The following is a 22,118-nucleotide window of genomic DNA, read 5'->3' on the forward strand; positions in this document are numbered from 1 at the left end:
ACAGCAGTTTTGTGCGTGCGATCTCGTGTGCCCGAAACTGACTTCGCGTGAAGACGCTGCATATCGCCGATACACATCACCATCGATGCGCATCATAGACATGCACGCCCATCCCACGGTCCACAACTGGAACACTCCCGCAACGGGATACCGGAACTGGAAACGGATGAAGCGACCACCGGTGCGTTTTCACTAGGGGCCGGCAAACCCGCTAGGCCAATAACCGTCAAATACAACAGGGCCACTGTGCCCGTACAAGGAGAACGCAATGTCCGTCGTGACCATGCGCCAGCTGCTCGACTCCGGTGTCCACTTCGGCCACCAGACCCGCCGCTGGAACCCAAAGATGCGCCGCTTCATCATGACCGAGCGCAACGGCATCTACATCATCGACCTGCAGCAGTCGCTGTCTTACATCGACCGCGCATACGACTTCATCAAGCAGACCGTAGCCCACGGCGGCACGATCCTGTTCGTCGGTACCAAGAAGCAGGCTCAGGAAGCAATCGCTGAGCAGGCTCAGCGCGTCAACATGCCATACGTCAACCACCGCTGGTTGGGCGGCATGCTAACCAACTTCGCTACCGTTTCCAAGCGCGTTAACCGCATGAAGGAACTCGAAGAGATCGACTTCAACGACGTAGCAGGTTCGAAGTACACCAAGAAGGAACTTCTCCTCCTTGAGCGCGAACTCACTAAGCTGCGCGCAAACCTCGGCGGTATCCGCAACATGAACCGCACCCCATCCATGCTGTGGGTTGTTGACACCAAGAAGGAACACCTCGCCGTTGACGAGGCAACCAAGCTGGGCATCCCAGTTGTCGCTATCCTCGACACCAACTGCGACCCAGACGAGGTTCAGTACCCAATCCCAGGTAACGACGACGCCATCCGCTCCGTCTCCCTGCTGACCCGCGTTGTTGCAGACGCTGTCGCTGAGGGCCTCATGGCTCGCCAGGGCGGCAACAAGGGCGAAGCTGAAGAGCCAATGGCTGAGTGGGAGCGCGAACTCCTCGAAGGTGAGAACGCCTCCGAGAAGGCAGAGGAAGCTCCAGCCGAGAAGGCTGAAGAAGACGGTGGCCAGGCGGCTACCGAGTCCAAGTAATTTTCCGTCCATTACAACTTCCTACGAACGGGGATAACTCGAATGGCGAACTACACCACCGCAGACATCAAGGAACTGCGTGAGCGCACCGGCGCCGGCATGATGGATGTCAAGAAGGCTCTCGACGAGGCTGACGGCGACACCGCCAAGGCCCTCGAGATCATTCGCGTGAAGGGCCTCATCAAGGCCTCGAAGCGTGAAGGCCGCGCAACCGCTGAAGGCCTCGTCGCCGCAACGGTTGTTGACGGTGCAGGCTACATGCTCGAACTCAACGCAGAGACCGACTTCGTTGCTAAGAACGAGAAGTTCGTTGAGCTCGCAAACAAGGCTCTCGAAGCTGCAGTAGCTAACAACGTCGCTGACGTTGACGCTCTGCTCGCAGCAAAGATCGGCGACAACACTGTTGCTGAGGAAATCGAAGAGCTCTCCGGTGTTCTGGGCGAGAAGATCCAGCTCCGCCGCCTCGAAAAGGTTGAGGGCGCTCTCGTCAAGGCCTACCTGCACAAGACCTCGCAGGACCTGCCAGCTCAGGTCGGCGTTCTCTTCGCAGTAGACGGCACCGGCGAAGCCGCAGAGACCGCGGCTCACGACGTCGCTGTTCACGCAGCAGCTATGGCTCCTGTCTACCTCACCCGTGAGGATGTCCCAGAGGATCTGGTTGCTGAAGAGCGCCGCATCGCTGAGGAGACCGCACGCGCCGAGGGCAAGCCAGAGCAGGCTCTGCCGAAGATCATCGAAGGCCGCATGACCGGCTTCTTCAAGGAGAAGGTCCTGGTCGACCAGCCATTCGCTAAGGACACCAAGCAGTCCATCCAGCAGGTTCTGGACGCTGCTGGCGTCAAGGCTGTCGCCTTCGCACGCTTCCGCGTAGGCGCCTAACACGCCTCAGAGGAGCGTCATGCTCCAATAGCGCAACGTGTGCCCGCACTCATACAGAGTGCGGGCACACGTTTTTAAAGCAACTACCGCACCGGACGCCAACGTGCCGATGAACCGCGCGTGAGGGACGCAACCGGCATGCCTCGCACAGCCGCGCCTGGCGTATGCGAAAATAAAGGTCGATTGCCTACATACCTCCAAGGCCCAGAGGAGCCCCGATGTCGAACACCCCAACCAAGCAACGCCGTCGAGTTCTGTTGAAGCTTTCAGGAGAGGTTTTCGGTGGCGGCAAACTGGGTGTGGACCCCGCAACAGTACGACGCATCGCCGAGCAGATCGCTTCCACTGTTGGGGAAGTCGAAACTGCAATCGTTGTGGGTGGCGGTAACTTCTTCCGCGGCGCCGAACTCGCCGAATCAGGCATGGACCGCTCCCGTGCCGACTACATGGGCATGCTCGGTACTGTGATGAACTGCCTCGCGCTCCAGGACTTCCTCGAACAAACCGGCGTTGAAACCCGCGTTCAGTCCGCGATCTCGATGTCGCAGGTCGCAGAGGAATACATTCCACGCCGCGCGATCCGCCACCTGCAGAAGGACCGCGTCGTGATTTTCGGTGCGGGCGCCGGCCTCCCATACTTCTCGACCGATACGGTTGCCGCTCAGCGTGCGCTCGAAGTGCATGCAGACCAGGTCCTCATGGCGAAGTCAGGCGTTGACGGGGTCTACACCGCCGACCCTAAGACCAACCCTGACGCCAAGAAGTTCGACACACTGACCTACAGCGAAGCCCTCGCCGGCAACATCCGCGTCATGGATCAGACCGCGATGACGATGTGCAAGGACAACGGCCTCGACATGTTCGTCTTCGGTATGGAAGGCGAAGGGAACGTCGCCGCGGCGATCCGCGGCACCGCGGAAGGTACCCACGTCACCGTAGGCTAAGTGCCGCATCGGCCGCCGTCACGCTACAAGCCAAACAGGGTAGACGTGAGGCTCGGGGCCGCCGGCGAGTAGCCTAAGATATAAGACAGGATGCACCTTTGGTGAACACAACCTGTGGTGCACACAGACGGTGTAGATAGAACCCCGAAGGAGTTCCGATGATCCAGGAAGTGCTGAGCGAAACTCGCTCCGCAATGGAACGTACGATCGAAGCAGCGCAAGAAGACTTCGCAACTGTTCGTACCGGCCGCGCAAACCCGGGCTTGTACGCGAAAGTGATGGTCGAATACTACGGCTCCTTCACCCCGCTTCAGCAGCTGGCTTCCTTCCAGGTTCCAGATGCACGCACCATCCTCATCAACCCGTACGATGCGTCCTCGATCCGCGCGATCGAGAAGGCGCTCTCGGACTCGGAGATCGGCGCTAACCCATCCAACGATGGCCGCCAGATCCGCATCACCATGCCGGAGCTGACTGAGGAACGCCGCAACGAATACGTCAAGCTCGTACGTACGAAGGCTGAAGAGCACAAGGTCGCTCTGCGTAACCACCGCCGTAAGGGCAACGACATGCTCAAGGAACTCGAGGAAGACGGCGGCGTCGGTGAGGACGACGTCAAGCGTGGTGAAAACGAACTTAACCAGTTGGTTCGCCAGTTCGGCGACCAGATTGACGAGATGACCAAGAACAAGGAAGCCGAGCTTCTCGAAGTCTAATGACACACCCGTCTGGTTCCCGGAATGAGTCCAGCCCTGTCGAGGGGCTGGACTCATCGGTGTCTGCTGATGCAACGAAGGCACGCCGCGTGGCGTCGACTGATGTCGATGCGCCCTCGCGTGCTTCGGAACGTCCAGCGGCACCCGGGAGCCGGCGTGCCCGCCGCGAAGCCGAACGTGCAGCGGCTCGCGCGGCCGCTACCGGAGACCCTGACTCCGGAGCATCGACTGACACCGCATCGACTGTCACGGCGGAACCCGTAGCCGCATCGACCGTCACGGCGGAGCCCGTCGCCGCAGAACAGACCATTACAGCGGGCGCCACTACAGCGCCTGAGCCTAAGCAATCGAAAGCGGGGCGTGACCTTCCCGCGGCAATCGGTGTTGGCATGGGCCTCTTGGCTGCGCTTGGACTGGGGCTTTTCGTTTTTCCCTACCTGCTGATTGCTCTTGGGTGCTTGGTCGCGGGTATCGGGTCGTGGGAAGTCTCTCGTGCGCTCAAGGCGCGAACGGGTATTCCGATCCCACTCGCGCCTCTGCTCATTACAAGCCTCGCATTGCCGTTGCTTGCGGGCCTCTACGGCCCTGTTGCGTTGTCGCTTGGTCTCACAGCGTGCCTCTTGCTGGTGGTGCTCTGGAACATGCTGGAGGGCAGGTCTCACGGGCCGCAGTCGATTGGGCTGAGCCTCCTCGTGGTTGGGTGGGTTCCCCTTCTCGCGTCGTTCGCGTTCCTGATCTTCCAAAGTGAACGTGGCGCGTCCGCGTTGCTCACGGTGGTCCTGCTCGTTGTTTCTAACGACACGTTCGGTTACATCGTCGGCGCTACACTCGGCAAGCATCCGATGGCCGCCCGCATCAGCCCTAAGAAGTCTTGGGAAGGGTTCGCAGGCTCTGTGCTGGGCGCATCCTTGGTCGGGATTGCGCTGTGCCTGTGGGTTTTGCGGATCCCGTGGTGGCTTGGCCTGGTTTTGGCTGTCGCTACGGTCATCTGCGCTACGCTGGGTGATTTCGCTGAGTCGATGGTCAAGCGGGCGCTTGGTGTGAAGGACATGTCTAACTTGCTACCGGGGCACGGCGGGATGATGGATCGATTGGATTCTTTGTTGTTTGCGATGCCTTTCGGGTACGCGGTGGTCATGCTCGCTGAAGCGTTGGGCTGAGACCGCTGGGCTGAAACTCAGATAAACTCTCACATGCACACACCTCTATAGAAGGAGCGCGACGGTGCCTCACACGGATAACGCCGATATGGCTGGCACGTTGTTTAACCGGGTGGCGGACGACGCCTTTGGTTACGACACGGGGCAGGTCGAGAATTTCTTGGCGCGCGCCCGCAAGACGTACGAGTCGCGCAATCTCAACAAGGATGTCGTGACGAGCTCCGTTGTGCGCCGTGCAACATTCGACCCCGTGCGGGGCGGTTATGAGCCACGCGAAGTCGATGCCGCTCTGGACCGGCTCGAGGATGTTTTTGCGGCCCGTGAGCGGAACGCACTGATCGAGGCTGAGGGGCACGATCGGTGGCTCGAAAACATTTCGCAGGTTGCGATGGTCCTGCGTGCGCGGCTGCACCGTGAGCCAGGCGAGCGTTTCCGCCGTCCTTCGAAGAAGAATATTCCGTCGTATAACGTCGCGGACGTCGATGCGCTGTGTGACCGCCTGATCCAGTACTTCGAAGAAGACGTCCCGTTGAGCGTTGATGAGGTGCGTCGAGCCGTATTTGGCCGCGCCGAGGGCGCGGAAGGCTACGAAGAGAATCAAGTTGACGCGTTTTTGGATCGCACGATCGAACTCATGGCTGCGATCGACTAACACGGCAATGTGATCCGCTAATACGACTTAAACGCTGAGGGCCTGGCACTCAACAATGCCGGGCCCTCAGCGTTTAAGCATGCTGTGCTGAAGCGTTAGCTGAGCTCGAAGTGGTCTTCGGAGACGATCTCTTCACGCGCGTTAGAGAAATCTTGTGTTTGGCCGATCTGCTTGAAGCCGCGGCCTTCGAGGATTTTGTGGGTCCCCACGTTGTCGGCGACCACGGAAGCACGTACCGGCCGCTGTGGGAACTCCTCAAGCATCGCTTTGACGGCGGCGGTGGTGACGCCTTGGTTCCAGAATTCTTTGGCGGTCCAGAAGGAGAGTTCCGCATAGTCGTCGTGGAACGCCATGACGATCGAGCCGGCTACTTCACCGTCGTGTTCGATGGTGCGCACCTCGATCTTTGGGTCGCGGAGCATGCGGCCCCAGTGGTAGTCGAAGACGCTGCGGTCGCTGGGGTTGCGGGCGCTGAATGCTGCCATGAGGTTGGCATCCGGGTCCTGCTGGTGAGCGAAGAAGTGCTCGAGGTCCGCAGGTTCAACGGGGCGCAGGCGCATGTTTCCTCCGGGTAGCTGTTGTGTCAGTGTGTACAGGTTACCTATCTTAGGCCAGATGTGGTGTGCCTGGGATTTGCGTAAATGTTTGCCGGTGGAGGGTGGGGTTGCTCGATGGGGCGTTCATTCGTGGGAGACTAGCAGGGGCGCCGCTGCGCTTTGCTTTTGTTGTGTTGTTGAGGGGGCTTGTTGTGGCTCGGTCTGTTGTGGTTGTGGGTTCGACGGGGTCGATTGGTACTCAGGCTTTGTCGCAGATGGTGCGTGCTGCGGGCCGGTTTGTGGTCCGTGCTCTTTCTGCGGGGCAGCAGGCTCGTGAGTTGGCGGCGCAGGCGGTGGTGTTCCGGCCGGATGTGGTGGGTTTGGCTGGCGCTGAGGGGATGAGCGCTGACGATGTGCGTGGTGGATTCTTGTTGCATCTTGCGGGGGCTAAGGAGACTGCGGCGCGTGACGGTGGGCTTGATCTCGCGGGCGTCGGTTTTGTTGAGGTCGATGCGACGGGACTGGATGAGTATGAGCCCGAGCTCGTAGTCGGTGAGGATGCGGCGCGTGTGTGCGCTGGTTTGCCGGATGTCGATGTGGTGCTCAATGGGGTCACTGGGTCGCGTGGTTTGCGGCCGACGTTAGCCGCTATTGAGGCGGGTTCTGTGGTGGCCTTGGCTAATAAGGAGTCGCTGGTTGCTGGTGGCAGGTTGGTCATGGAAGCGGCGGCTCCGGGGCAGATTGTTCCGGTGGATTCGGAGCATTCGGCGATCGCGCAGGCGTTGCGTTCGGGAGCGCGTAGTGAGGTTGAGCGGCTCATCATCACCGCATCGGGCGGTCCATTCCGCGGCTGGAGCGCGGAACAGCTGGAGGATGTGACGCCCGAGCAGGCGTTGGCGCACCCGACGTGGGACATGGGGCGCGTGGTGACCACGAATTCGGCGACGTTGGTGAATAAGGCGCTTGAGGTGATCGAGGCGCACCTGCTGTTCGATGTTGCTCTGGACAGGATTGTTCCGGTTGTACATCCGCAGTCGGTCGTGCATTCGATGGTTGAGTTCGTGGATGGTTCCACGATTGCGCAGGCCTCGCCGCCGGACATGGGTTTGCCGATCGCGCTGGGCTTGAACTGGCCTGACCGTTTGCCGGGTGCGTGCGCTCCGGTCGACTGGACACAGGGGCATACGTGGGAGTTTTTCCCGCTGGATCATGACGCTTTCCCGGCCGTCGAGCTCGCAAAGAAAGCGCAGGAGACTTCGCCTACTCATATGGCTGTGTTTAACGCTGCGAATGAGGAAGCTGTGGACGCGTTTCACGATGGCGTGATTGGTTTCCGTAGAATCGTGGAGGTCGTCGCCCAAGTCGTTGAGGCTTACGATGCGGACGCTAATGCCGCGGAATATGGCCGTAGTGTCGAAGGTGTTTTGGCTGCTGAGACGTGGGCTCGGGACGCTGCCCGCAAGCTGTGGGCTTGAGTCGGCCCGCACAGCGTGGGCGTGACGCGGTTTAGGTTGTACCGGTTGGGATTGTGATGGATCAGGTTCTCGCGTATGTGATTGGCGCGCTCGTGATGCTGGTGGGTATCGGCATTTCGATTGCGTTGCATGAGGTCGGGCATTTGGTGCCGGCTAAGGCGTTCGGTTTGCGTGTGCCGCGCTACATGGTGGGTTTCGGGCCTACGTTGTTCTCGTTCCGCAAGGGGGAGACGGAATACGGTATCAAGCTGTTGCCGTTGGGTGGCTACATCACGATGATCGGTATGTATCCGCCGCATCAGGATGGTAAGCAGCGCCCTACGCGCACTGGTATTTTTCAGCAGCTTTCGGATGAGGCTAAGAAGGCCGAATCGGAGACGTTGCAGCCCGGCGATGAGAAGCGTCTGTTCCTGAACTTGCCTGTGTATAAGCGGATCATCATCATGTTGGGTGGTCCGTTCATGAACCTCATTTTGGCGTTCGTGTTTTTCGGGATCGTGCTCACGGGATTCGGGACTGCCACGCCAACGACCACGGTTTCTGAGGTGTATCAGTGCATTCAGTCGGTAGACGACGAGAACGCTCGCCCGGCGGGGGAGGCTCAGAAGTGTCCGGAGGGGGCTCCTGCGGGGCCTGCGTACGCGGCGGGCTTGAAACCGGGGGATGTCATTACTTCGGTTGACGGAGTGAAGCTATCTGACACGGATTGGTCGGCGCTCACGGACCGTATTAAGGCAAGCCCTGGTAAGGAGCTCAGCATCGGTTACGTTCGCGATGGCGTCGAGGAGACGACGACGTTGGTGCCGATTGAGACGGCCCGCCCGGTGGTCTCGCCGTTGGGGATGGTCGAGAAGAACCCCGACGGCACGGCAAAGACTCAGTCGGTGGGATTTGCGGGGATCGGCTCGACGGCCGAGATCCGCCCACAGTCGGTGACTGCGGTTCCGAGTTTTGTGTGGGAGAACGTCAAGGCTGTTTCTGGTGTTGTGACGCAGCTTCCTCAGAAGGTTGTGGGGGTTGCTCAGGCCGCGTTTAGTCCGGCTGAGCGTGATCCGAACGGCCCGATGTCCGTGGTGGGCGTGGGCCGCATCGCGGGCGAGATCACGTCGTTGGATCAGGTGAGCTTCAAGGATAAGATCGCGAGTTACGTGAGCCTGATGGGATCGTTGAACGTCGCGTTGTTCGTGTTCAACTTGATCCCGTTGCTCCCGCTGGATGGTGGCCATATTGCGGGTGCGTTGTGGGAGAAGGTTCGTAAGGCGTTCAATAAGCTGTTCAAGCGGCCAGATCCTGGCCCTGTGGATCTGTCGAAGATGTTGCCGGTCACGTATGTTGTTGCTGGTTTGTTGCTTGTGATGGCTGTGATTTTGATTTATGCGGATCTGGTGAAACCGGTTTCGTTGCTGTAGGGATCCAGGAGAACCAGCGCCAAGCATGGGAAGATAGAGGGCAACGGTACAACGATGCGCTGCTGGCCGTGCGAGCGCGGGTATACCCTGGGCTTGAACGGGTTCGGTAGTGGATCCGTCCATCACGTATGAGTTCTTGGAGGACACCTCGTGTCATCGGTTAATTTGGGAATGCCTGCACCGCCACCATTGACGTTGGCGCCGCGTCGAAAGACCCGCCAGATGATGGTAGGCAACGTTGGTATGGGGTCGGATCACCCGATCACGGTGCAGTCGATGACGACGACGAAGACGCACGATATCGGCGCGACGCTGCAGCAGATCGCTGAGCTCACGGCCGCTGGTTGCGACATTGTGCGTGTCGCGTGCCCAACTGACAAGGACGCCGATGCGCTGAAGGTTATCGCTCAGCAGTCCACTATCCCTGTGATTGCGGATATTCACTTCCAGCCTAAGTATGTGTTTGCCGCCATTGAGGCGGGTTGCGGCGCAGTGCGCGTGAACCCGGGCAACATCCGTAAGTTTGATGACCAGGTCGCTGAGATTTCTGCCGCCGCGAAGCAGTACGGGACGCCGATCCGCATCGGTATCAACGCTGGTTCGTTGGATAAGCGCCTGCTTGAGAAGTATGGCAAGGCCACCCCTGAGGCGCTCGTGGAGTCCGCGCTGATGGAGGCGGAGCTGTTCGAGGAGAACGATTTCTACGATTTCGGTATCTCCGTCAAGCACTCCGACCCGGTCGTGATGATTCGCGCGTACGAGTTGCTCGCCCAGAAGGGCGACTGGCCACTGCACTTGGGCGTGACCGAGGCCGGCCCCGCGTTCCAGGGAACCATCAAGTCCGCGACCGCATTCGGCGCGTTGCTGAGCCAGGGCATCGGCGACACGATCCGCGTTTCGCTTTCTGCCCCTCCGGTTGAGGAGATCAAGGTCGGCGAGCAGATCCTGCAGTCGCTTAACCTGCGCCCACGCCAGCTTGAGATCGTGTCATGCCCATCGTGTGGCCGCGCTCAGGTCGATGTGTACGAGCTAGCGAACAACGTGACCGAAGGCCTCAAAGACTTCAAGGTTCCGTTGCGCGTCGCCGTCATGGGTTGCGTCGTCAACGGCCCGGGTGAGGCACGCGAAGCAGACCTTGGTGTCGCTTCCGGTAACGGTAAGGGCCAGATCTTCGTCAAGGGCGAGGTCATCCGCACCGTCCCTGAAGACCAGATCGTGGAGACCCTGCTCGAGGAAGCCCACCGTATCGCGGAAGAAATGGGTGCTGACGAAACCGAGGGCGCATCGCCGTCGGTGTCGGTCCACTAGCCCAGTTCACTGCGTTCAGCTATGAGTCCATGGTGATTCGACAGATCGTGAACCGGGCGGGAGCCCGTGTGGCTGATCTGTGCTCGCCGGACCCGAGCGTCCGCACACTCACGAACGCGGACGCCCCGGCGCTGCTCACGTTGATCGCGCGGAACCCGCTCCAGCATGCGTTTATTCAGCAACAGCTCGATGTTGTGGACGGCAGGATCGATGTGTTGCCTGGCGCGCGCATCCTCGGCCGTTTCGACGATGCGGGAACACTGGTTGCGGCGTGCTGGGTAGGCGCGAACGTGGTTCCTGTCACGAGCGATCAAGGCGATGAGGCGCGGGAACACGGTGAGGCGTTCGGGCGCCGGATCCTCACCAGCCGGAAACGCTACGCTTCGATTTTCGGCCCGAAGGCTGGGGTCGAAGGGATCTGGGATGTCCTCAAGACCAGCCCAGGGTTTCCTCCGCGCAGCGTGCGGCTGACCCAGCCGTTCATGTCGCTCGAAGCCCCTCCCGCCATCGAGCCTTCGGGGCTTGTGCGGCAAGGCTACGTGAGCGATTTCGACGCGTTCTGGCCAGCATCCGTAGCGATGTTCACCGAAGAACTTGGTTATTCACCGCTCGACGTCGGCGAGGCTTCTTACCGCGCCCGCGTCAAACAGTTGCTCGCGTGCGGACACACGATGCTGGAACCAGGAGCCGCCGAAACAACGGTGAGGTTCAAGGCAGAACTAGGCATCGTGACGCAGGTAGCGACGCAAATCCAAGGCGTATGGATGCATCCAGACCAACGCGGGCTAGGGCTTTCGACAAGCCGCATGGCCGCCGTCGTCGAGCTAGCGCAAGCGTGGGCGCCGGTCACGACCCTGTACGTCAACGACTACAACTATGCAGCGCGAGCCCTCTACGAAAAAGTCGGTTTCCAGACCACCGGGACGTTCGCGACCATCCTGCTGTGAGCGACCATCCTGCTGTGAGCATCGTGCGCCGCTAGAGCTACCCACACCGTGAGCCGCCGTGCGTTGCCTGTCCCGCTGGTTCGCTCGCGCAGACTACACTGGACACGAGCCGTGACCGGATTCACCCGGTTTACGCACCCTTATTGCCGATTCACTCTGCACACGCCGATACACCCTGAAAGGGGAGGCCCTGTGGTAACACGCCTTTCAACGTTCTTCCTCCGCACACTGCGCGACGACCCAGCTGAAGCTGAGCTCGCAAGCCACAAGCTGCTGGTACGCGCCGGCTACATCCGCCGTGCAGCCCCGGGCATCTACTCGTGGCTGCCGCTGGGCCTCAAGGTTCTGAACAAGGTTGAGAACATTGTGCGCGAAGAGATGAACGCGATCGGCGCGCAAGAAGTCCATTTCCCGGCGCTGTTGCCCAAGGAACCGTATGAGGCGACGGGCCGTTGGGAAGAATACGGCGACAACATTTTCCGCCTGCAGGACCGCCGCAAGGCCGACTACCTGCTCGCGCCAACGCACGAGGAAATGTTCACCCTCCTGGTGAAGGACATGTACTCCTCGTACAAGGATCTGCCGGTGTACCTGTACCAGATCCAGACCAAGTACCGCGACGAAGCCCGCCCGCGTGCTGGCCTGTTGCGCGGCCGCGAATTCATCATGAAGGACTCCTACTCCTTCAACCTCGATGAGGAAGGCCTCGACGAGGCATACGCTGCCCACCGCACGGCGTACCTCAAGATTTTTGAGCGCCTGAGCCTCGAGATTCGCCCGGTCTTCGCGATGGCGGGTGCGATGGGTGGCTCGAAGTCGGAAGAATTCCTGCACCCAACCGAAGCGGGAGAGGACACGTTCGTGGTGTCTCCGGGTGGTTACGCTGCCAACGTTGAGGCCGTGACGACGCCGCCGCTGGACCCGATCGACTACACCAACGCGCCAGCCGTCCACGTAGAACTGACCCCGAACAGCGAGACCATCGAAACGCTCGTTGACGTAGCGAACGAGAACCACCCGAAGGACACCCCGTGGACTGCCGCGGACACGCTCAAGTGCGTTGCCGTGGTAGTTGTAACGCCGAACGGGGAGCGCGAACTCGCCGTGGTGGGTGTGCCGGGCAACCGCCAGGCTGACCTCAAGCGCATCGAGGCAACCATCGGCGAGCTCATGGGTATCGCCGGCGAGTCCCAGGTTGAGGTCGCTACGGATGAAGACCTCGAACGCCATCCGGAGCTCGTCAAGGGATACATCGGCCCTGGTTTGTCGAAAGAAGAAGCCGTATTGGGCCGCGAGGCGCGTTCGGGTGTTCCGTTTTTCGTTGACCCTCGCGTGGTTGAAGGTTCGAGCTGGATCACCGGCGCGAACCTCCGCGACCATCACGTATTTGGCTTGGTTGCTGGCCGTGACTTCGGTTGGGACGGCGTGCTTGAGGCTGTTGTGGTCGAAGACGGCGACCCGGCACCTGATGGCTCTGGTCCGTTGAAGACGACCCGCGGCATCGAGATGGGGCACATCTTCCAGCTGGGCCGCCGTTACGCTGAGGCGCTGGATCTGAAGGTTCTGGATCCGAACGGCAAGGCGCAGGTCGTCACGATGGGCTCCTACGGCGTTGGCGTGACCCGCGCTGTTGCGGCTATCGCCGAGGCACACCACGATGACAAGGGACTCGTATGGCCGCGCGCTGTGGCTCCGGCCGATGTCGTGGTGATCATCGCCGGTAAGGGCGATGAGCTCACGGAGACGGCCGAGGACATCGCGGGCAAGCTCGATGAAGCCGGCCTGGACGTCATGCTTGATGACCGTGCGAAGGTTTCGGCGGGTGTTAAGTTCCGCGACGCTGAGCTGATCGGTATCCCGACCACGGTTGTTGTGGGCCGCGGTGTGGCCGATGGTGTGGTCGAGGTCAAGGACCGCGCCACCGGCGAGGCTGAGAACATTGCGCTCGATGCGGTGGTTGAGCACGTCGCGCAGCTTGCGTCCCGCTAAGTTCACTTGATGCGTGTGGCCCGCTGGTGCAATACCGGCGGGCCACACGTGTGTTGCGGGTCTACTATGGGGGAATGGATTTCATCCTTACCGACACTGGCGCGCTCAACATCGGGTTGATTCTGTTGGTTTTGGGGGCCGGTTTCCTTGCGGGATGGGTCGATTCGGTGGTCGGCGGTGGCGGGCTGATTCAGTTGCCGGTCGTGTTGCTGATTCCGGGTTTGAGCCCGGTCCAGGCTTTGGCGACGAACAAGGTCGGCTCGATTTTCGGAACCACAACCTCGGCGATCACGTATGGCCGGCGGGTGCGGCCAGATGTAGCGACGAGCCTTGGACTTGCAGTAACTGCCGGGTTAGCGTCGGTCGGTGGTGCGGTGGTTGCCTCGGTGCTGCCTACGGAAGTGTTCAAACCCATCATCCTGTTGGCGCTCATCGTGGTTTTCATTTTCACGCTCGCCAAGAAGAACATGGGCTCGGCCACGGTTCTGAAGCATGCACACATGAAGCATCACGGCCGCGCGTGGGCTATCGGCGCCGCGATAGGTTTCTACGATGGCGTTCTGGGCCCGGGCACGGGGTCCTTCCTCGTGATCGCGTTGGTCGGGATTTTGGGTTATTCGTTCCTCGACGGTTCGGCGCGCGCGAAGATCGCTAACTGGGCCACCAACTTCGGTGCTTTGTGCTTCTTCATTCCTGCCGGCCACGTCGTGTGGCCGCTCGGGATTGCTCTGGGCATCGCGAACATGTTCGGCGGCTATATCGGTTCGCGCATGGCGGTTTCGGCCGGCTCGCGTTTTGTGCGCATCGTGTTCCTGGTTGTGGTGACCGCGCTCATCGTGAGCGTCGGTGCCGACACGGTGCGCCAGTTCGTTTAGCGAGTATGCCCTGCAAGCTGGAACGCCAAAGCGACCAGCGCGATGCGGGCCTTGCCTTCGTAGTGCGGCGCGAGACGCTGCAACGGCTCCGCTAGTGACGCCTTCGCGGCTACGAGCTTTTCTGGTCCTGCGGCGAGGTACTTATCGCGAGGTCCGATGGTCGCGGCGGCATATGGATGCCCGGAAGCTTTCCCGAGGCCTAGGGTCAGGTCGCGGGACGCCTCGAACCACTGCTGGTTGGCGGCGGTCGGGTTCCGGTAGGTAATGATGCGCGCGGCTTCGGTGATTTTAGCCGACGTGTCGCCAGCGCGGTCCCAGAGTTCGGCCGCGCGGTCCGCTTCCGTTGGTTGTGCTTTCGCAACGACCTTCTCCAAAGCGGCAACCGGATCAGTGACCTTAGCGGAAGCCGCCGCTTTCTTGACCACTGCTGCCGCATCGTTATCCACCGGCGGAGCACCGGCCTTCTGGGAAGCCGAATACAACGCAACCGAAGCCGCGATCAACCGGTCCACATCGCCACGGTTCAGCGGCGTGTCCTTGGGAGGGTGCAGGGCCAGCCGCATGAGCTCACCCGAAAACACAGAAGCACGTTTCGCATTCGCCTGGCCGCTCGCTTTGCGTGACGCGACGTGCTCTTCGATCTTCCGCATCTCACGGTTCGATACCGGGCCGCCCCACGCTTTCGCCCCGCCCAAAAGCTCATATACAGTCTGCGATGCCTTCGCGACGTCCTCGCCGCTGTGAGCTTTCTCAACATACGCAACCAAGATCCGCGCGGAATACACGGGGTTCTCCTCGGTGCGCATCACGGATTTATAAGCGACCGCATCACCCGGGCGAGCATTCGCAGAATAGCCCGAAGTTGTTGTCGTGACGCCCAGCCAGCATGCGCTCACCATCAAAACCGACACAACGGCGCGAGCGAGCCGAACACCCGGGTGTGAAACCCGCGCATGAGGGCGGCTGGCAGCTGCAGCCGCAGAATTCTGAATTGAACGCATACCGCTATAGTCCCATGCGGGTAGTGTAGATCTGTACAGGCAACGCACAAACAGTACAGGCACAGCGCGACGAGAGGAAAGCATGTCAGCCCACAACGTGTCGACCCATGAGGGTTCGCCATGGTCACCGCAAGCCATCACAGAGGCCATCAAGCCTGTGGTGAGCCAAGCTGGCCTGATCGTTGAAGACGTGACCGTCAAAGGTGGGGACACGCCAACCCTGCAGATTATCGTTGACCTCCCAACCGGCACGGAAACGGTTGAGCTCGATGCTCTGGCCGAGGTTTCGCAGCAGGTAGGCGAGGTTCTGGACGAGGGCTTGCTGGCTTCCTCAGGGGCCTACGAGCTTGAGGTGTCCTCTCCGGGCGCTACACGACCGCTCACACAGCCACGTCACTTCCAGCGCAACGTGGGTCGCGTCATCCGCGTTGTCGGCGAAAATGAAGACTTCACCGGAACCGTTCTGGAAGCCGATGACGCCGGCATCGTGATCGAGCCGATCAAGCCAGCCCCGAAGAAGGGCATGAAAGACAAGGTGCTTGACCCTGTACGTCGCGAGTATGCTGACATTCGTCGCGCAAAGGTAGACATCGAAGCCACCGCGGCGGCACGGTTGGCGGCAGCACAAGCCGCCGAAGAAGCGGCAGAGCCAGGTCTAACGGGCGAGGAGGCCTAAGAATGCATATCGATATGACGGCGTTGCGCCAGCTTGAAAAAGACCGCGACATCCCACTGGATAGGCTCATCAACGCGATCGAACATGCGCTTGTCCTCGCATACGACAAAGAGCCCGGCGCGATCCGTGGGGCTCGCGCTGAGCTTGACCGCAAGACCGGCGTGGCTACCATTTGGGCCCCAGAAGTCGACGAGAACAACCAGCGGATCGGTGAGTTCGACGACACCCCGGCAGACTTCGGCCGCGTCGCCGCTGCCACGGCCCGTCAAGTGATCTTCCAGCGTTTGCGCGACGCCGAAGACGAAGCCGTTCTGGGGACGTTCCGCGATAAGCAAGGCGAGATCCTCTCCGGCGTGATCCAGCAGGGCCGCGATCCGCGCATGATCCAGGTGGACCTTGGCACCCTCGAGGCTGTTTTGCCGCCACCAGAGCAGGTTCCGGGCGAGGATTACAGCCACGGCCGTCGCCTGCGTGTGTACGTAACCGATGTGCACCGTGGACCTAAGGGCCCATCGATCACGGTCTCGCGTACCCACCCGCAGCTCGTGCACAAGCTCTTCGAACTTGAGGTCCCGGAGATCCAGGAGAAGTCGGTCGAGATCGTCTCGATCGCTCGCGAAGCCGGCCACCGCACCAAGCTCGCGGTACGTGCTCGCGTTGAGGGTCTCAACGCCAAGGGTGCATGCATCGGGGAGATGGGTTCCCGCGTCCGCGCAGTGATGAGCGAGCTCAACGACGAGAAGATCGACATCATCACGTGGGATCCAGACCCTGCACAGTTCGTGGCGCACGCGCTCTCTCCAGCTAAGGTCCTCTCGGTTGAAGTTCTCAACGAAGACCTCCATCACGTTCGCGCTGTAGTCCCGGACGATCAGCTCTCTTTGGCGATCGGCAAGGAGGGCCAAAACGCCCGCCTTGCGGCCAAACTCACGGGCTGGCGCATCGACGTTGTCTCGCCTGCACGCCAAAGCGCTGTAGACTAGAGAGGTCAGACGTTTAGCCTGGCACGCCCGAATACAGGCCTCGCGATGGGAGCTCGTGGTGAACAACGGTTCTTCACGCTGCCCCATACGCACCTGCATCGGCTGCCGGCAAACCGATGACCAAGCCGTTCTTTTGCGGCTAGCGCAAGAGTCCGGAAGCACGCGAGTGGTTCCGGATCCGCAACGCCGTAAAACGGGACGCGGTGCATGGGTGCATCGCGACCCCGAGTGTGTACGGCGGGCAGTCTCTCGCAACGCGGCCAACCGAGCCTTCAGGGCTCAGGTCGTCGTAGACGAAGAGGAGTTGCTTGCCGTCATCAACCTGGGCACAACCCGTGTCCAGGGCTCAACCATGACCGATCAGAAAGCGGGTTAAGAAGAGTGGCAACCCGATGAACACGCAACGGTGATGGGCCAGAGATGAAAAACCTCAGGCTCGGAAATCAGCGTGCGTTCCGCTTGGCGGAGCGCACACCACGAAATCTACGGTCCGTGGTCTTACGCGAAACGTGCAACGCTTTCACTAGCTGATGCGCGTCAGCGCAGAAGGATACGCGGACCAGACTAGGAGAATTGTGGCCAAGAAGGTCCGCGTACATGAGCTCGCTAAAGAGCTCGGTATTCCATCCAAGGAAGCCATGGCAAAACTTGAGGAGATGGGCGAGTTTGTCCGCTCAGCTTCCTCCACGATCGAGCCGCCGGTCGTCAAGCGCTTGCGTGAAGCATTCCCAAGCGCAGCAGGCACCGATTCCGCTCAGTCGGAACAGCCTAAGGTCAAGACGGCACAGGTTCAGGGTGCAGGTACCCGTACCTCCGATCCGGCACCAGCGGCTCCAGCTAAGCCAGCTGACACCACGCCTAAGCCAGCCGCTAAGCCGGCAACCGCTAAGAAGGCAGACACGGCAGCTAAGCCTGGCCCGAAGCCAGGCCCTAAGCCTGCGGCAAAGGCGACGGAGAAGCCTGAAGCTAAGCCAGCATCGGACGTTAAGCCAGCCGCGAAGAAGGCACCGGCAGCGCCTAAGCCGACCCCAGGCGCAGCGGCACCGAAGCCTGGCCCTAAGCCAGGCCCACGTCCGGGAAACAACCCGTTCAGCACTCCGTCCCAGGGCCGCGGCAACGACGCCGGCCCACGCCCACCACGCGGCGGCGCCCGCCCAGGCCCACGCCCAGGCGGCCAGCGCGGTGGCGCTCCACGCCCAGGCAACAACCCGTTCGCAAGCCAGCAGGGAATGCGCGGTGAAGGCGGCGGTGGCCGCGGTGGCCAGCGTCAGGGCGCAGCGGGTGCAGGTGGCCCACGTCCGGGCGCACCACGCCCACCACGTGGCGCAGCAGCGGGTGGAGGCGGTCCACGCCCTAACCCGAACATGATGCCTAAGAAGCTCGACCTCAACGTCAACCAGCCGGGCCCAGGCGGCCGCGGCGGCGGTGGCGGACGCCCAGGCGGCGGTCGCTCCGGTGGCGGCGGCGGAGGCTTCCGCGGTGGCCGCGGTGGCGGTCGCGGTAACGCAGCAGGCGCATTCGGTCGCGGCGGTCCACGTCGTGGTCGTAACCGTAAGTCGAAGCGCGCAAAGCGCCAGGAGATGGAGCAGCAAGGCGCACCAGTCATTGGCGGCGTGGTTGTTCCACGTGGCGATGGCGAAACTGTGGTGCGTCTGCGCCGCGGTGCAACTCTGGCGGACTTCGCTGAGCGCATCAAGGCAGATCCAGCGGCACTCGTGACCGTGCTGTTCCACCTCGGTGAGATGGCTACGGCTAACCAGTCGCTCGACGAATCGACGTTCGAGATCCTCGGTGAAGAGCTGGGCTACAAGGTCCAGGTTGTCTCGCCTGAGGACGAAGAGCGTGAACTGTTCGAGTCCTTCGACATCGACCTCGAGGCCGAGGAAGAGGCCGAGACCGATGACATGCTCGAGCCACGCCCACCAGTGGTGACCATCATGGGTCACGTTGACCACGGTAAGACCCGCACGCTGGATGCGATCCGTCGTTCCAACGTGATCGAGGGCGAAGCCGGCGGTATTACCCAGCACATCGGTGCATACCAGATCTCTACGATGCACGAAGGTGACAATGGTGAAGAGGAACGCCTCTTGACCTTCATTGACACCCCTGGTCACGAGGCCTTTACGGCTATGCGTGCCCGTGGTGCCAAGGTCACTGACATCGCGGTCCTGGTTGTTGCAGCTGACGACGGCGTCATGCCGCAGACGGTTGAAGCACTCAACCACGCGCAGGCCGCGGATGTGCCGATCGTGGTTGCGGTCAACAAGATCGATAAGCCGGAAGCTAACCCTGACAAGGTTAAGGGTCAGCTCGCCGAGTACGGTCTGGTTCCTGAGGACTACGGCGGCGACACGATGTTCGTGCCGATCTCCGCTAAGCAGAACATGGGTATCCACGACCTGTTGGATGCGATCCTGCTAACCGCGGACGCCGCACTTGAGTTGCGCGCTAACCCGGACAAGGACGCTCGCGGTATCGCGATTGAAGCGAACCTCGACAAGGGCCGCGGTGCGGTCACGACCGTCCTGGTTCAGTCGGGTACGCTCGCGGTCGGTGACACGATCGTTGCCGGTAAGGCGCACGGTCGCGTTCGTGCGATGTTCGACGAGAACGGCGAAGCCCTCGACGTCGCGCTGCCATCGCGTGCGGTCCAGGTCCTGGGTCTTTCGAACGTTCCACGCGCTGGTGACACGTTCATCGTGACTCCGGACGAGCGTACGGCACGTCAGATCGCTGAGCGCCGCGAAGCAGCGGACCGCAACGCGATGCTCGCGAAGCGCCGCAAGCGCATTACGCTTGAGAACTTCGACGACGCTGTTGCTGAAGGCAAGATCGATACCCTCAACCTCATCCTCAAGGGTGACGTCTCGGGTGCTGTTGAAGCGCTCGAGGATTCGCTACTCAAGATCGATGTGGGCGACGAGGTTCAGCTGCGCGTCATCCACCGTGGTGTGGGTGCTATTACGCAGAACGACGTCAACCTGGCGACGGTCGACAACGCGATCATCATTGGCTTCAACGTCCGCCCTGCGGAACGCGTTGCTGAATACGCCGATGAAGAGGGCGTCGACATGCGCTTCTACTCGGTCATCTACCAGGCGATCGAGGACATCGAGAACGCACTCAAGGGCATGCTCAAGCCTGAGTACGAGGAAGTCGAGCTCGGATCCGCAGAGATCCGCGAGGTCTTCCGTTCGTCCAAGTTCGGTAACATCGCCGGTTCGATCGTTCGTAACGGCCTCATCCGTCGTAACGCGAACGCTCGCTTGGTGCGTGACGGCAAGGTCGTCAACGACAACCTCAAGATCGAGTCGTTGCGTCGCTTCAAGGACGACGCCACCGAGGTCCGCGAGGGCTACGAATGTGGTATCGGCCTGGGTAGCTTCAACGACATCAAGGAAGGCGACATCATCGAGACGTGGGAGCTTCAGGAGAAGCCGCGCGTCTAGTGAGAAGAATGTAGCGTGATGAACCGCCTCGCAGGTGGTGGACGCTAACGAAAGCCCGCGGCGGGTTGAGCGCATGTCTGCGCTTGCCCGCCGCGGGCTTTCGCGTTGCAGGAAGACTACGCAAGCACCGATAGGATAGGGGGAGCGAAATTATTGTTGATAGCGCACATCAGAATCGTGGTGCGCGGGAGAGGAGCACATCATGACTGGTTCGCCTCGTGCGGCTAAGTTGGCTCAGCGCATCAAGGTCGTTATGGCGCAGGCTCTCACGAAGGTGGTTCGTGACGATGCGATGGAGTCCGTTACGGTCACGGATGCGCGCGTGACGAATGATCTTCAGAACGCGACGGTGTACTACACGGTTTTCGGTGACGATGATCAGAAGGCTTACGTCGCTGAGCTGTTTGAAACGAACCGTGGTCGTCTGCGTAAGGAGTTGGGTTCGCAGTTGACGACGCGGTTGACCCCAACGCTTGAGTTCGTTCCGGATGAGGTCCCGATGAACGCTTCGCACGTCGAGGATTTGTTGCGTGCAGCGCGGCAGAAGGATGCTGAGGTCGCTGAGCTTGCTGCGGGTGCGGAGTTCGCGGGCGACGCTGATCCGTATAAGGAAGCGGAAGAAGAGGCTTAAGCGCTGTATGTCGAAAGCGCAGTCTGAACCGACCCCTGGTCTGGTTGTTGTTGATAAGCCCGCGGGTATGACGAGCCACGATGTGGTGGGCCGTTTGCGCCGTCTTGCTGGCACCCGGAAGGTGGGGCATGCGGGGACGCTGGATCCGATGGCGACCGGCGTCTTGGTTGCTGGCGTGGGGCGAGCTACCCGGCTTTTGACCTACATCGTGGGCGAATCGAAGACCTACGCGGCGACGATCCGCTTGGGCCAAACCACAACGACCGAGGACGCTGAGGGCGAGATCCTTGAGCGTCGATATGTTGCGGCGGTGACGCGGCCACAGCTTGACGATGCGGTTTCCGGGTTGACGGGCGAGATTCAGCAGGTTCCGTCGGCGGTGTCTGCGATCAAGGTTGACGGTAAGCGCGCGTATCAGCGGGTGCGTGACGGCGAGGACGTCCAGTTGGAGGCCCGCCCGGTTACGGTGCACCGTTTCGATGTCCTGGATGTTCGCCGGGCCGATGACGGTACCACGATGGACGTCGACGTTATGGTCGATTGTTCTTCGGGCACGTATGTGCGCGCTTTGGCGCGAGACCTCGGTGAAGCTCTCGGTGTGGGCGGCCATTTGACGGGGTTGCGCCGCACACGTGTGGGCGGTTTCAATGTGGGTCAGGCCCGGACGTTGGAGCAGCTGGGGGAGCAGTTCAGCGTTTTGTCGTTGGCTGATGCCGCGCGCCGACTGTTCCCGGTGCGTGAGGTGAGCGACGAGGAAGCCTTCGAGCTGGGGCATGGTCGCCGTATCACGCCGTCGGAATCTGCTGGCGTGACGGCAGCGATCGACCAGGCTGGCGAGCTGATTGCGTTGATTGAGAACAAGGTTCAAGGCACGCATTCGATGGCGAAACCGGCTTTGGTGTTCGCCCCACGCTAGGCCGCGCACACCTCTCAATAGTTGTTCTAGTTTCAAAGTTTTTCCGGGGAGATTAAGTAGCCGTGTTGATGGATGGCTTCGCGATCGCGGGCGTTGTGGTGTGCGTTATCTCTATGGTCGTTGGTATTGCGATGACGGTCATGCGCACGTTTCCTGCGGACTCGTCGATTCTGAGCCTTGGGCTGGTTGAGCTGTACCTGGTTGTATATGGCGTTCAGGCGGCGATTCGGCATGCGGGCTCGCAGCCGCTGATTGGTGCAGGCTGGGAGTTTTGGGGATACCTCGCAACTGCGTTGTTGCTGGTCCCGTTGGCTGCCTGGTGGGCTATCGGGGATAAGTCCCGGTGGTCTAACACTGTGATGGCTGCCGCTGGTTTCACCGTGTTGGTGATGCTGGTGCGCATGCAGCAGGTGTGGCACGGCCAGGGTTTTTTCGCCGGCTAGGAATACGGTGGGCTAGGAATT

21 protein-coding genes are annotated in these 22,118 nt (G+C 61.0%); 19 read left to right on the plus strand and 2 right to left on the minus strand.

Annotation, left to right across the window (positions count from 1 at the left end; translation table 11 throughout):
• Window positions 1-268 precede the first annotated feature (268 nt).
• The 6 genes from rpsB to JOD50_RS07110 all read left to right on the plus strand — a co-directional run bounded on the left by rpsB (window position 269) and on the right by JOD50_RS07110 (window position 5,456).
• Complete coding sequence (rpsB, locus tag JOD50_RS07085; protein WP_204880962.1) at window positions 269-1,105, plus strand: 30S ribosomal protein S2; 837 nt, start codon at window positions 269-271, stop codon at window positions 1,103-1,105.
• A 42-nt stretch (window positions 1,106-1,147) separates the two neighbouring features.
• Window positions 1,148-1,984 (plus strand): translation elongation factor Ts, encoded by an 837-nt coding sequence (gene tsf, locus JOD50_RS07090; RefSeq protein WP_204880963.1) that lies wholly within the window; start codon window positions 1,148-1,150, stop codon window positions 1,982-1,984.
• A 218-nt stretch (window positions 1,985-2,202) separates the two neighbouring features.
• A complete protein-coding gene (gene pyrH / locus JOD50_RS07095) occupies window positions 2,203-2,928 on the plus strand; it encodes a UMP kinase (RefSeq protein WP_204880964.1) in 726 nt (241 codons plus the stop codon).
• A gap of 158 nt (window positions 2,929-3,086) precedes the next feature.
• Window positions 3,087-3,644, plus strand: a complete 558-nt coding sequence (frr, locus tag JOD50_RS07100; RefSeq protein WP_109303815.1) for a ribosome recycling factor — start codon at window positions 3,087-3,089, stop codon at window positions 3,642-3,644.
• A gap of 59 nt (window positions 3,645-3,703) precedes the next feature.
• Window positions 3,704-4,804, plus strand: a complete 1,101-nt coding sequence (locus tag JOD50_RS07105) for a phosphatidate cytidylyltransferase (RefSeq protein WP_338052057.1) — start codon at window positions 3,704-3,706, stop codon at window positions 4,802-4,804.
• An 88-nt stretch (window positions 4,805-4,892) separates the two neighbouring features.
• A complete protein-coding gene (locus JOD50_RS07110) occupies window positions 4,893-5,456 on the plus strand; it encodes a DivIVA domain-containing protein (RefSeq protein ID WP_204881589.1) in 564 nt (187 codons plus the stop codon).
• A 95-nt stretch (window positions 5,457-5,551) separates the two neighbouring features.
• On the opposite strand, the gene JOD50_RS07115 is transcribed toward JOD50_RS07110, so the two are convergent.
• Window positions 5,552-6,016: a GNAT family N-acetyltransferase gene (locus JOD50_RS07115; RefSeq protein ID WP_204880965.1), complete on the minus strand. Its 465-nt coding sequence runs from the start codon at window positions 6,014-6,016 to the stop codon at window positions 5,552-5,554.
• 188 nt (window positions 6,017-6,204) lie between these two features.
• On the opposite strand from JOD50_RS07115, the gene JOD50_RS07120 reads away from it, so the two are divergent.
• From JOD50_RS07120 to JOD50_RS07145, 6 genes are all read left to right on the plus strand, one after another.
• On the plus strand, window positions 6,205-7,467 hold the full coding sequence (locus tag JOD50_RS07120) for a 1-deoxy-D-xylulose-5-phosphate reductoisomerase (protein ID WP_338052058.1): 1,263 nt from the start codon (window positions 6,205-6,207) through the stop codon (window positions 7,465-7,467).
• A 56-nt stretch (window positions 7,468-7,523) separates the two neighbouring features.
• Window positions 7,524-8,876: a M50 family metallopeptidase gene (locus tag JOD50_RS07125; protein ID WP_204880966.1), complete on the plus strand. Its 1,353-nt coding sequence runs from the start codon at window positions 7,524-7,526 to the stop codon at window positions 8,874-8,876.
• A gap of 171 nt (window positions 8,877-9,047) precedes the next feature.
• Complete coding sequence (gene ispG / locus JOD50_RS07130; protein ID WP_101630705.1) at window positions 9,048-10,184, plus strand: flavodoxin-dependent (E)-4-hydroxy-3-methylbut-2-enyl-diphosphate synthase; 1,137 nt, start codon at window positions 9,048-9,050, stop codon at window positions 10,182-10,184.
• Window positions 10,185-10,252: 68 nt separating this feature from the next.
• A complete protein-coding gene (locus JOD50_RS07135; protein WP_204880967.1) occupies window positions 10,253-11,131 on the plus strand; it encodes a GNAT family N-acetyltransferase in 879 nt (292 codons plus the stop codon).
• A 192-nt stretch (window positions 11,132-11,323) separates the two neighbouring features.
• Complete coding sequence (locus JOD50_RS07140; RefSeq protein ID WP_204880968.1) at window positions 11,324-13,120, plus strand: proline--tRNA ligase; 1,797 nt, start codon at window positions 11,324-11,326, stop codon at window positions 13,118-13,120.
• A gap of 83 nt (window positions 13,121-13,203) precedes the next feature.
• Complete coding sequence (locus tag JOD50_RS07145; RefSeq protein WP_420825541.1) at window positions 13,204-13,995, plus strand: sulfite exporter TauE/SafE family protein; 792 nt, start codon at window positions 13,204-13,206, stop codon at window positions 13,993-13,995.
• On the opposite strand, the gene JOD50_RS07150 is transcribed toward JOD50_RS07145, so the two are convergent.
• Window positions 13,992-14,996: a hypothetical protein gene (locus tag JOD50_RS07150; RefSeq protein WP_204880970.1), complete on the minus strand. Its 1,005-nt coding sequence runs from the start codon at window positions 14,994-14,996 to the stop codon at window positions 13,992-13,994. The genes JOD50_RS07145 and JOD50_RS07150 overlap by 4 nt on opposite strands.
• Window positions 14,997-15,078: 82 nt before the next feature.
• Here JOD50_RS07150 and JOD50_RS07155 point away from each other — a divergent pair, with 82 nt between their 5' ends.
• The 7 genes from JOD50_RS07155 (at window position 15,079) to JOD50_RS07185 (ending at window position 22,097) form a co-directional block, all read left to right on the plus strand.
• The gene (locus JOD50_RS07155; RefSeq protein WP_204880971.1) at window positions 15,079-15,672 is read left to right on the plus strand and encodes a ribosome maturation factor RimP; all 594 of its coding nucleotides are present in this window, start codon (window positions 15,079-15,081) and stop codon (window positions 15,670-15,672) included.
• 2 nt (window positions 15,673-15,674) lie between these two features.
• Window positions 15,675-16,655, plus strand: a complete 981-nt coding sequence (gene nusA / locus JOD50_RS07160) for a transcription termination factor NusA (protein ID WP_101630710.1) — start codon at window positions 15,675-15,677, stop codon at window positions 16,653-16,655.
• Between the two features lie 58 nt (window positions 16,656-16,713).
• Complete coding sequence (locus tag JOD50_RS07165) at window positions 16,714-17,031, plus strand: YlxR family protein (RefSeq protein WP_338052059.1); 318 nt, start codon at window positions 16,714-16,716, stop codon at window positions 17,029-17,031.
• 199 nt (window positions 17,032-17,230) lie between these two features.
• On the plus strand, window positions 17,231-20,107 hold the full coding sequence (gene infB, locus JOD50_RS07170; RefSeq protein WP_338052060.1) for a translation initiation factor IF-2: 2,877 nt from the start codon (window positions 17,231-17,233) through the stop codon (window positions 20,105-20,107).
• Window positions 20,108-20,309: 202 nt separating this feature from the next.
• Window positions 20,310-20,738: a 30S ribosome-binding factor RbfA gene (rbfA, locus tag JOD50_RS07175; protein WP_204880974.1), complete on the plus strand. Its 429-nt coding sequence runs from the start codon at window positions 20,310-20,312 to the stop codon at window positions 20,736-20,738.
• A 7-nt stretch (window positions 20,739-20,745) separates the two neighbouring features.
• Window positions 20,746-21,654, plus strand: coding sequence for a tRNA pseudouridine(55) synthase TruB (gene truB / locus JOD50_RS07180; RefSeq protein WP_204880975.1), 909 nt, complete (start codon window positions 20,746-20,748; stop codon window positions 21,652-21,654).
• A 68-nt stretch (window positions 21,655-21,722) separates the two neighbouring features.
• The gene (locus JOD50_RS07185; RefSeq protein WP_239541793.1) at window positions 21,723-22,097 is read left to right on the plus strand and encodes a hypothetical protein; all 375 of its coding nucleotides are present in this window, start codon (window positions 21,723-21,725) and stop codon (window positions 22,095-22,097) included.
• Window positions 22,098-22,118: the final 21 nt, after the last annotated feature.

Origin of the sequence: Pseudoglutamicibacter cumminsii (genome assembly GCF_016907775.1) — a bacterium.
In the GTDB taxonomy this organism is placed as follows: Bacteria; Actinomycetota; Actinomycetes; order Actinomycetales; family Micrococcaceae; genus Pseudoglutamicibacter; species Pseudoglutamicibacter cumminsii.

Coding starts and splice junctions, on each gene's coding strand:
- rpsB (WP_204880962.1), top strand. CDS start 269: ATGTCCGTCGTGACCATGCGCCAGCTGCTCGACTCCGGTGTCCACTTC.
- tsf (WP_204880963.1), top strand. CDS start 1,148: ATGGCGAACTACACCACCGCAGACATCAAGGAACTGCGTGAGCGCACC.
- pyrH (WP_204880964.1), top strand. CDS start 2,203: ATGTCGAACACCCCAACCAAGCAACGCCGTCGAGTTCTGTTGAAGCTT.
- frr (WP_109303815.1), top strand. CDS start 3,087: ATGATCCAGGAAGTGCTGAGCGAAACTCGCTCCGCAATGGAACGTACG.
- JOD50_RS07110 (WP_204881589.1), top strand. CDS start 4,893: ATGGCTGGCACGTTGTTTAACCGGGTGGCGGACGACGCCTTTGGTTAC.
- JOD50_RS07115 (WP_204880965.1), bottom strand. CDS start 6,016: ATGCGCCTGCGCCCCGTTGAACCTGCGGACCTCGAGCACTTCTTCGCT.
- JOD50_RS07125 (WP_204880966.1), top strand. CDS start 7,524: ATGGATCAGGTTCTCGCGTATGTGATTGGCGCGCTCGTGATGCTGGTG.
- ispG (WP_101630705.1), top strand. CDS start 9,048: ATGCCTGCACCGCCACCATTGACGTTGGCGCCGCGTCGAAAGACCCGC.
- JOD50_RS07150 (WP_204880970.1), bottom strand. CDS start 14,996: ATGCGTTCAATTCAGAATTCTGCGGCTGCAGCTGCCAGCCGCCCTCAT.
- JOD50_RS07155 (WP_204880971.1), top strand. CDS start 15,079: ATGTCAGCCCACAACGTGTCGACCCATGAGGGTTCGCCATGGTCACCG.
- nusA (WP_101630710.1), top strand. CDS start 15,675: ATGCATATCGATATGACGGCGTTGCGCCAGCTTGAAAAAGACCGCGAC.
- rbfA (WP_204880974.1), top strand. CDS start 20,310: ATGACTGGTTCGCCTCGTGCGGCTAAGTTGGCTCAGCGCATCAAGGTC.
- truB (WP_204880975.1), top strand. CDS start 20,746: ATGTCGAAAGCGCAGTCTGAACCGACCCCTGGTCTGGTTGTTGTTGAT.
- JOD50_RS07185 (WP_239541793.1), top strand. CDS start 21,723: ATGGATGGCTTCGCGATCGCGGGCGTTGTGGTGTGCGTTATCTCTATG.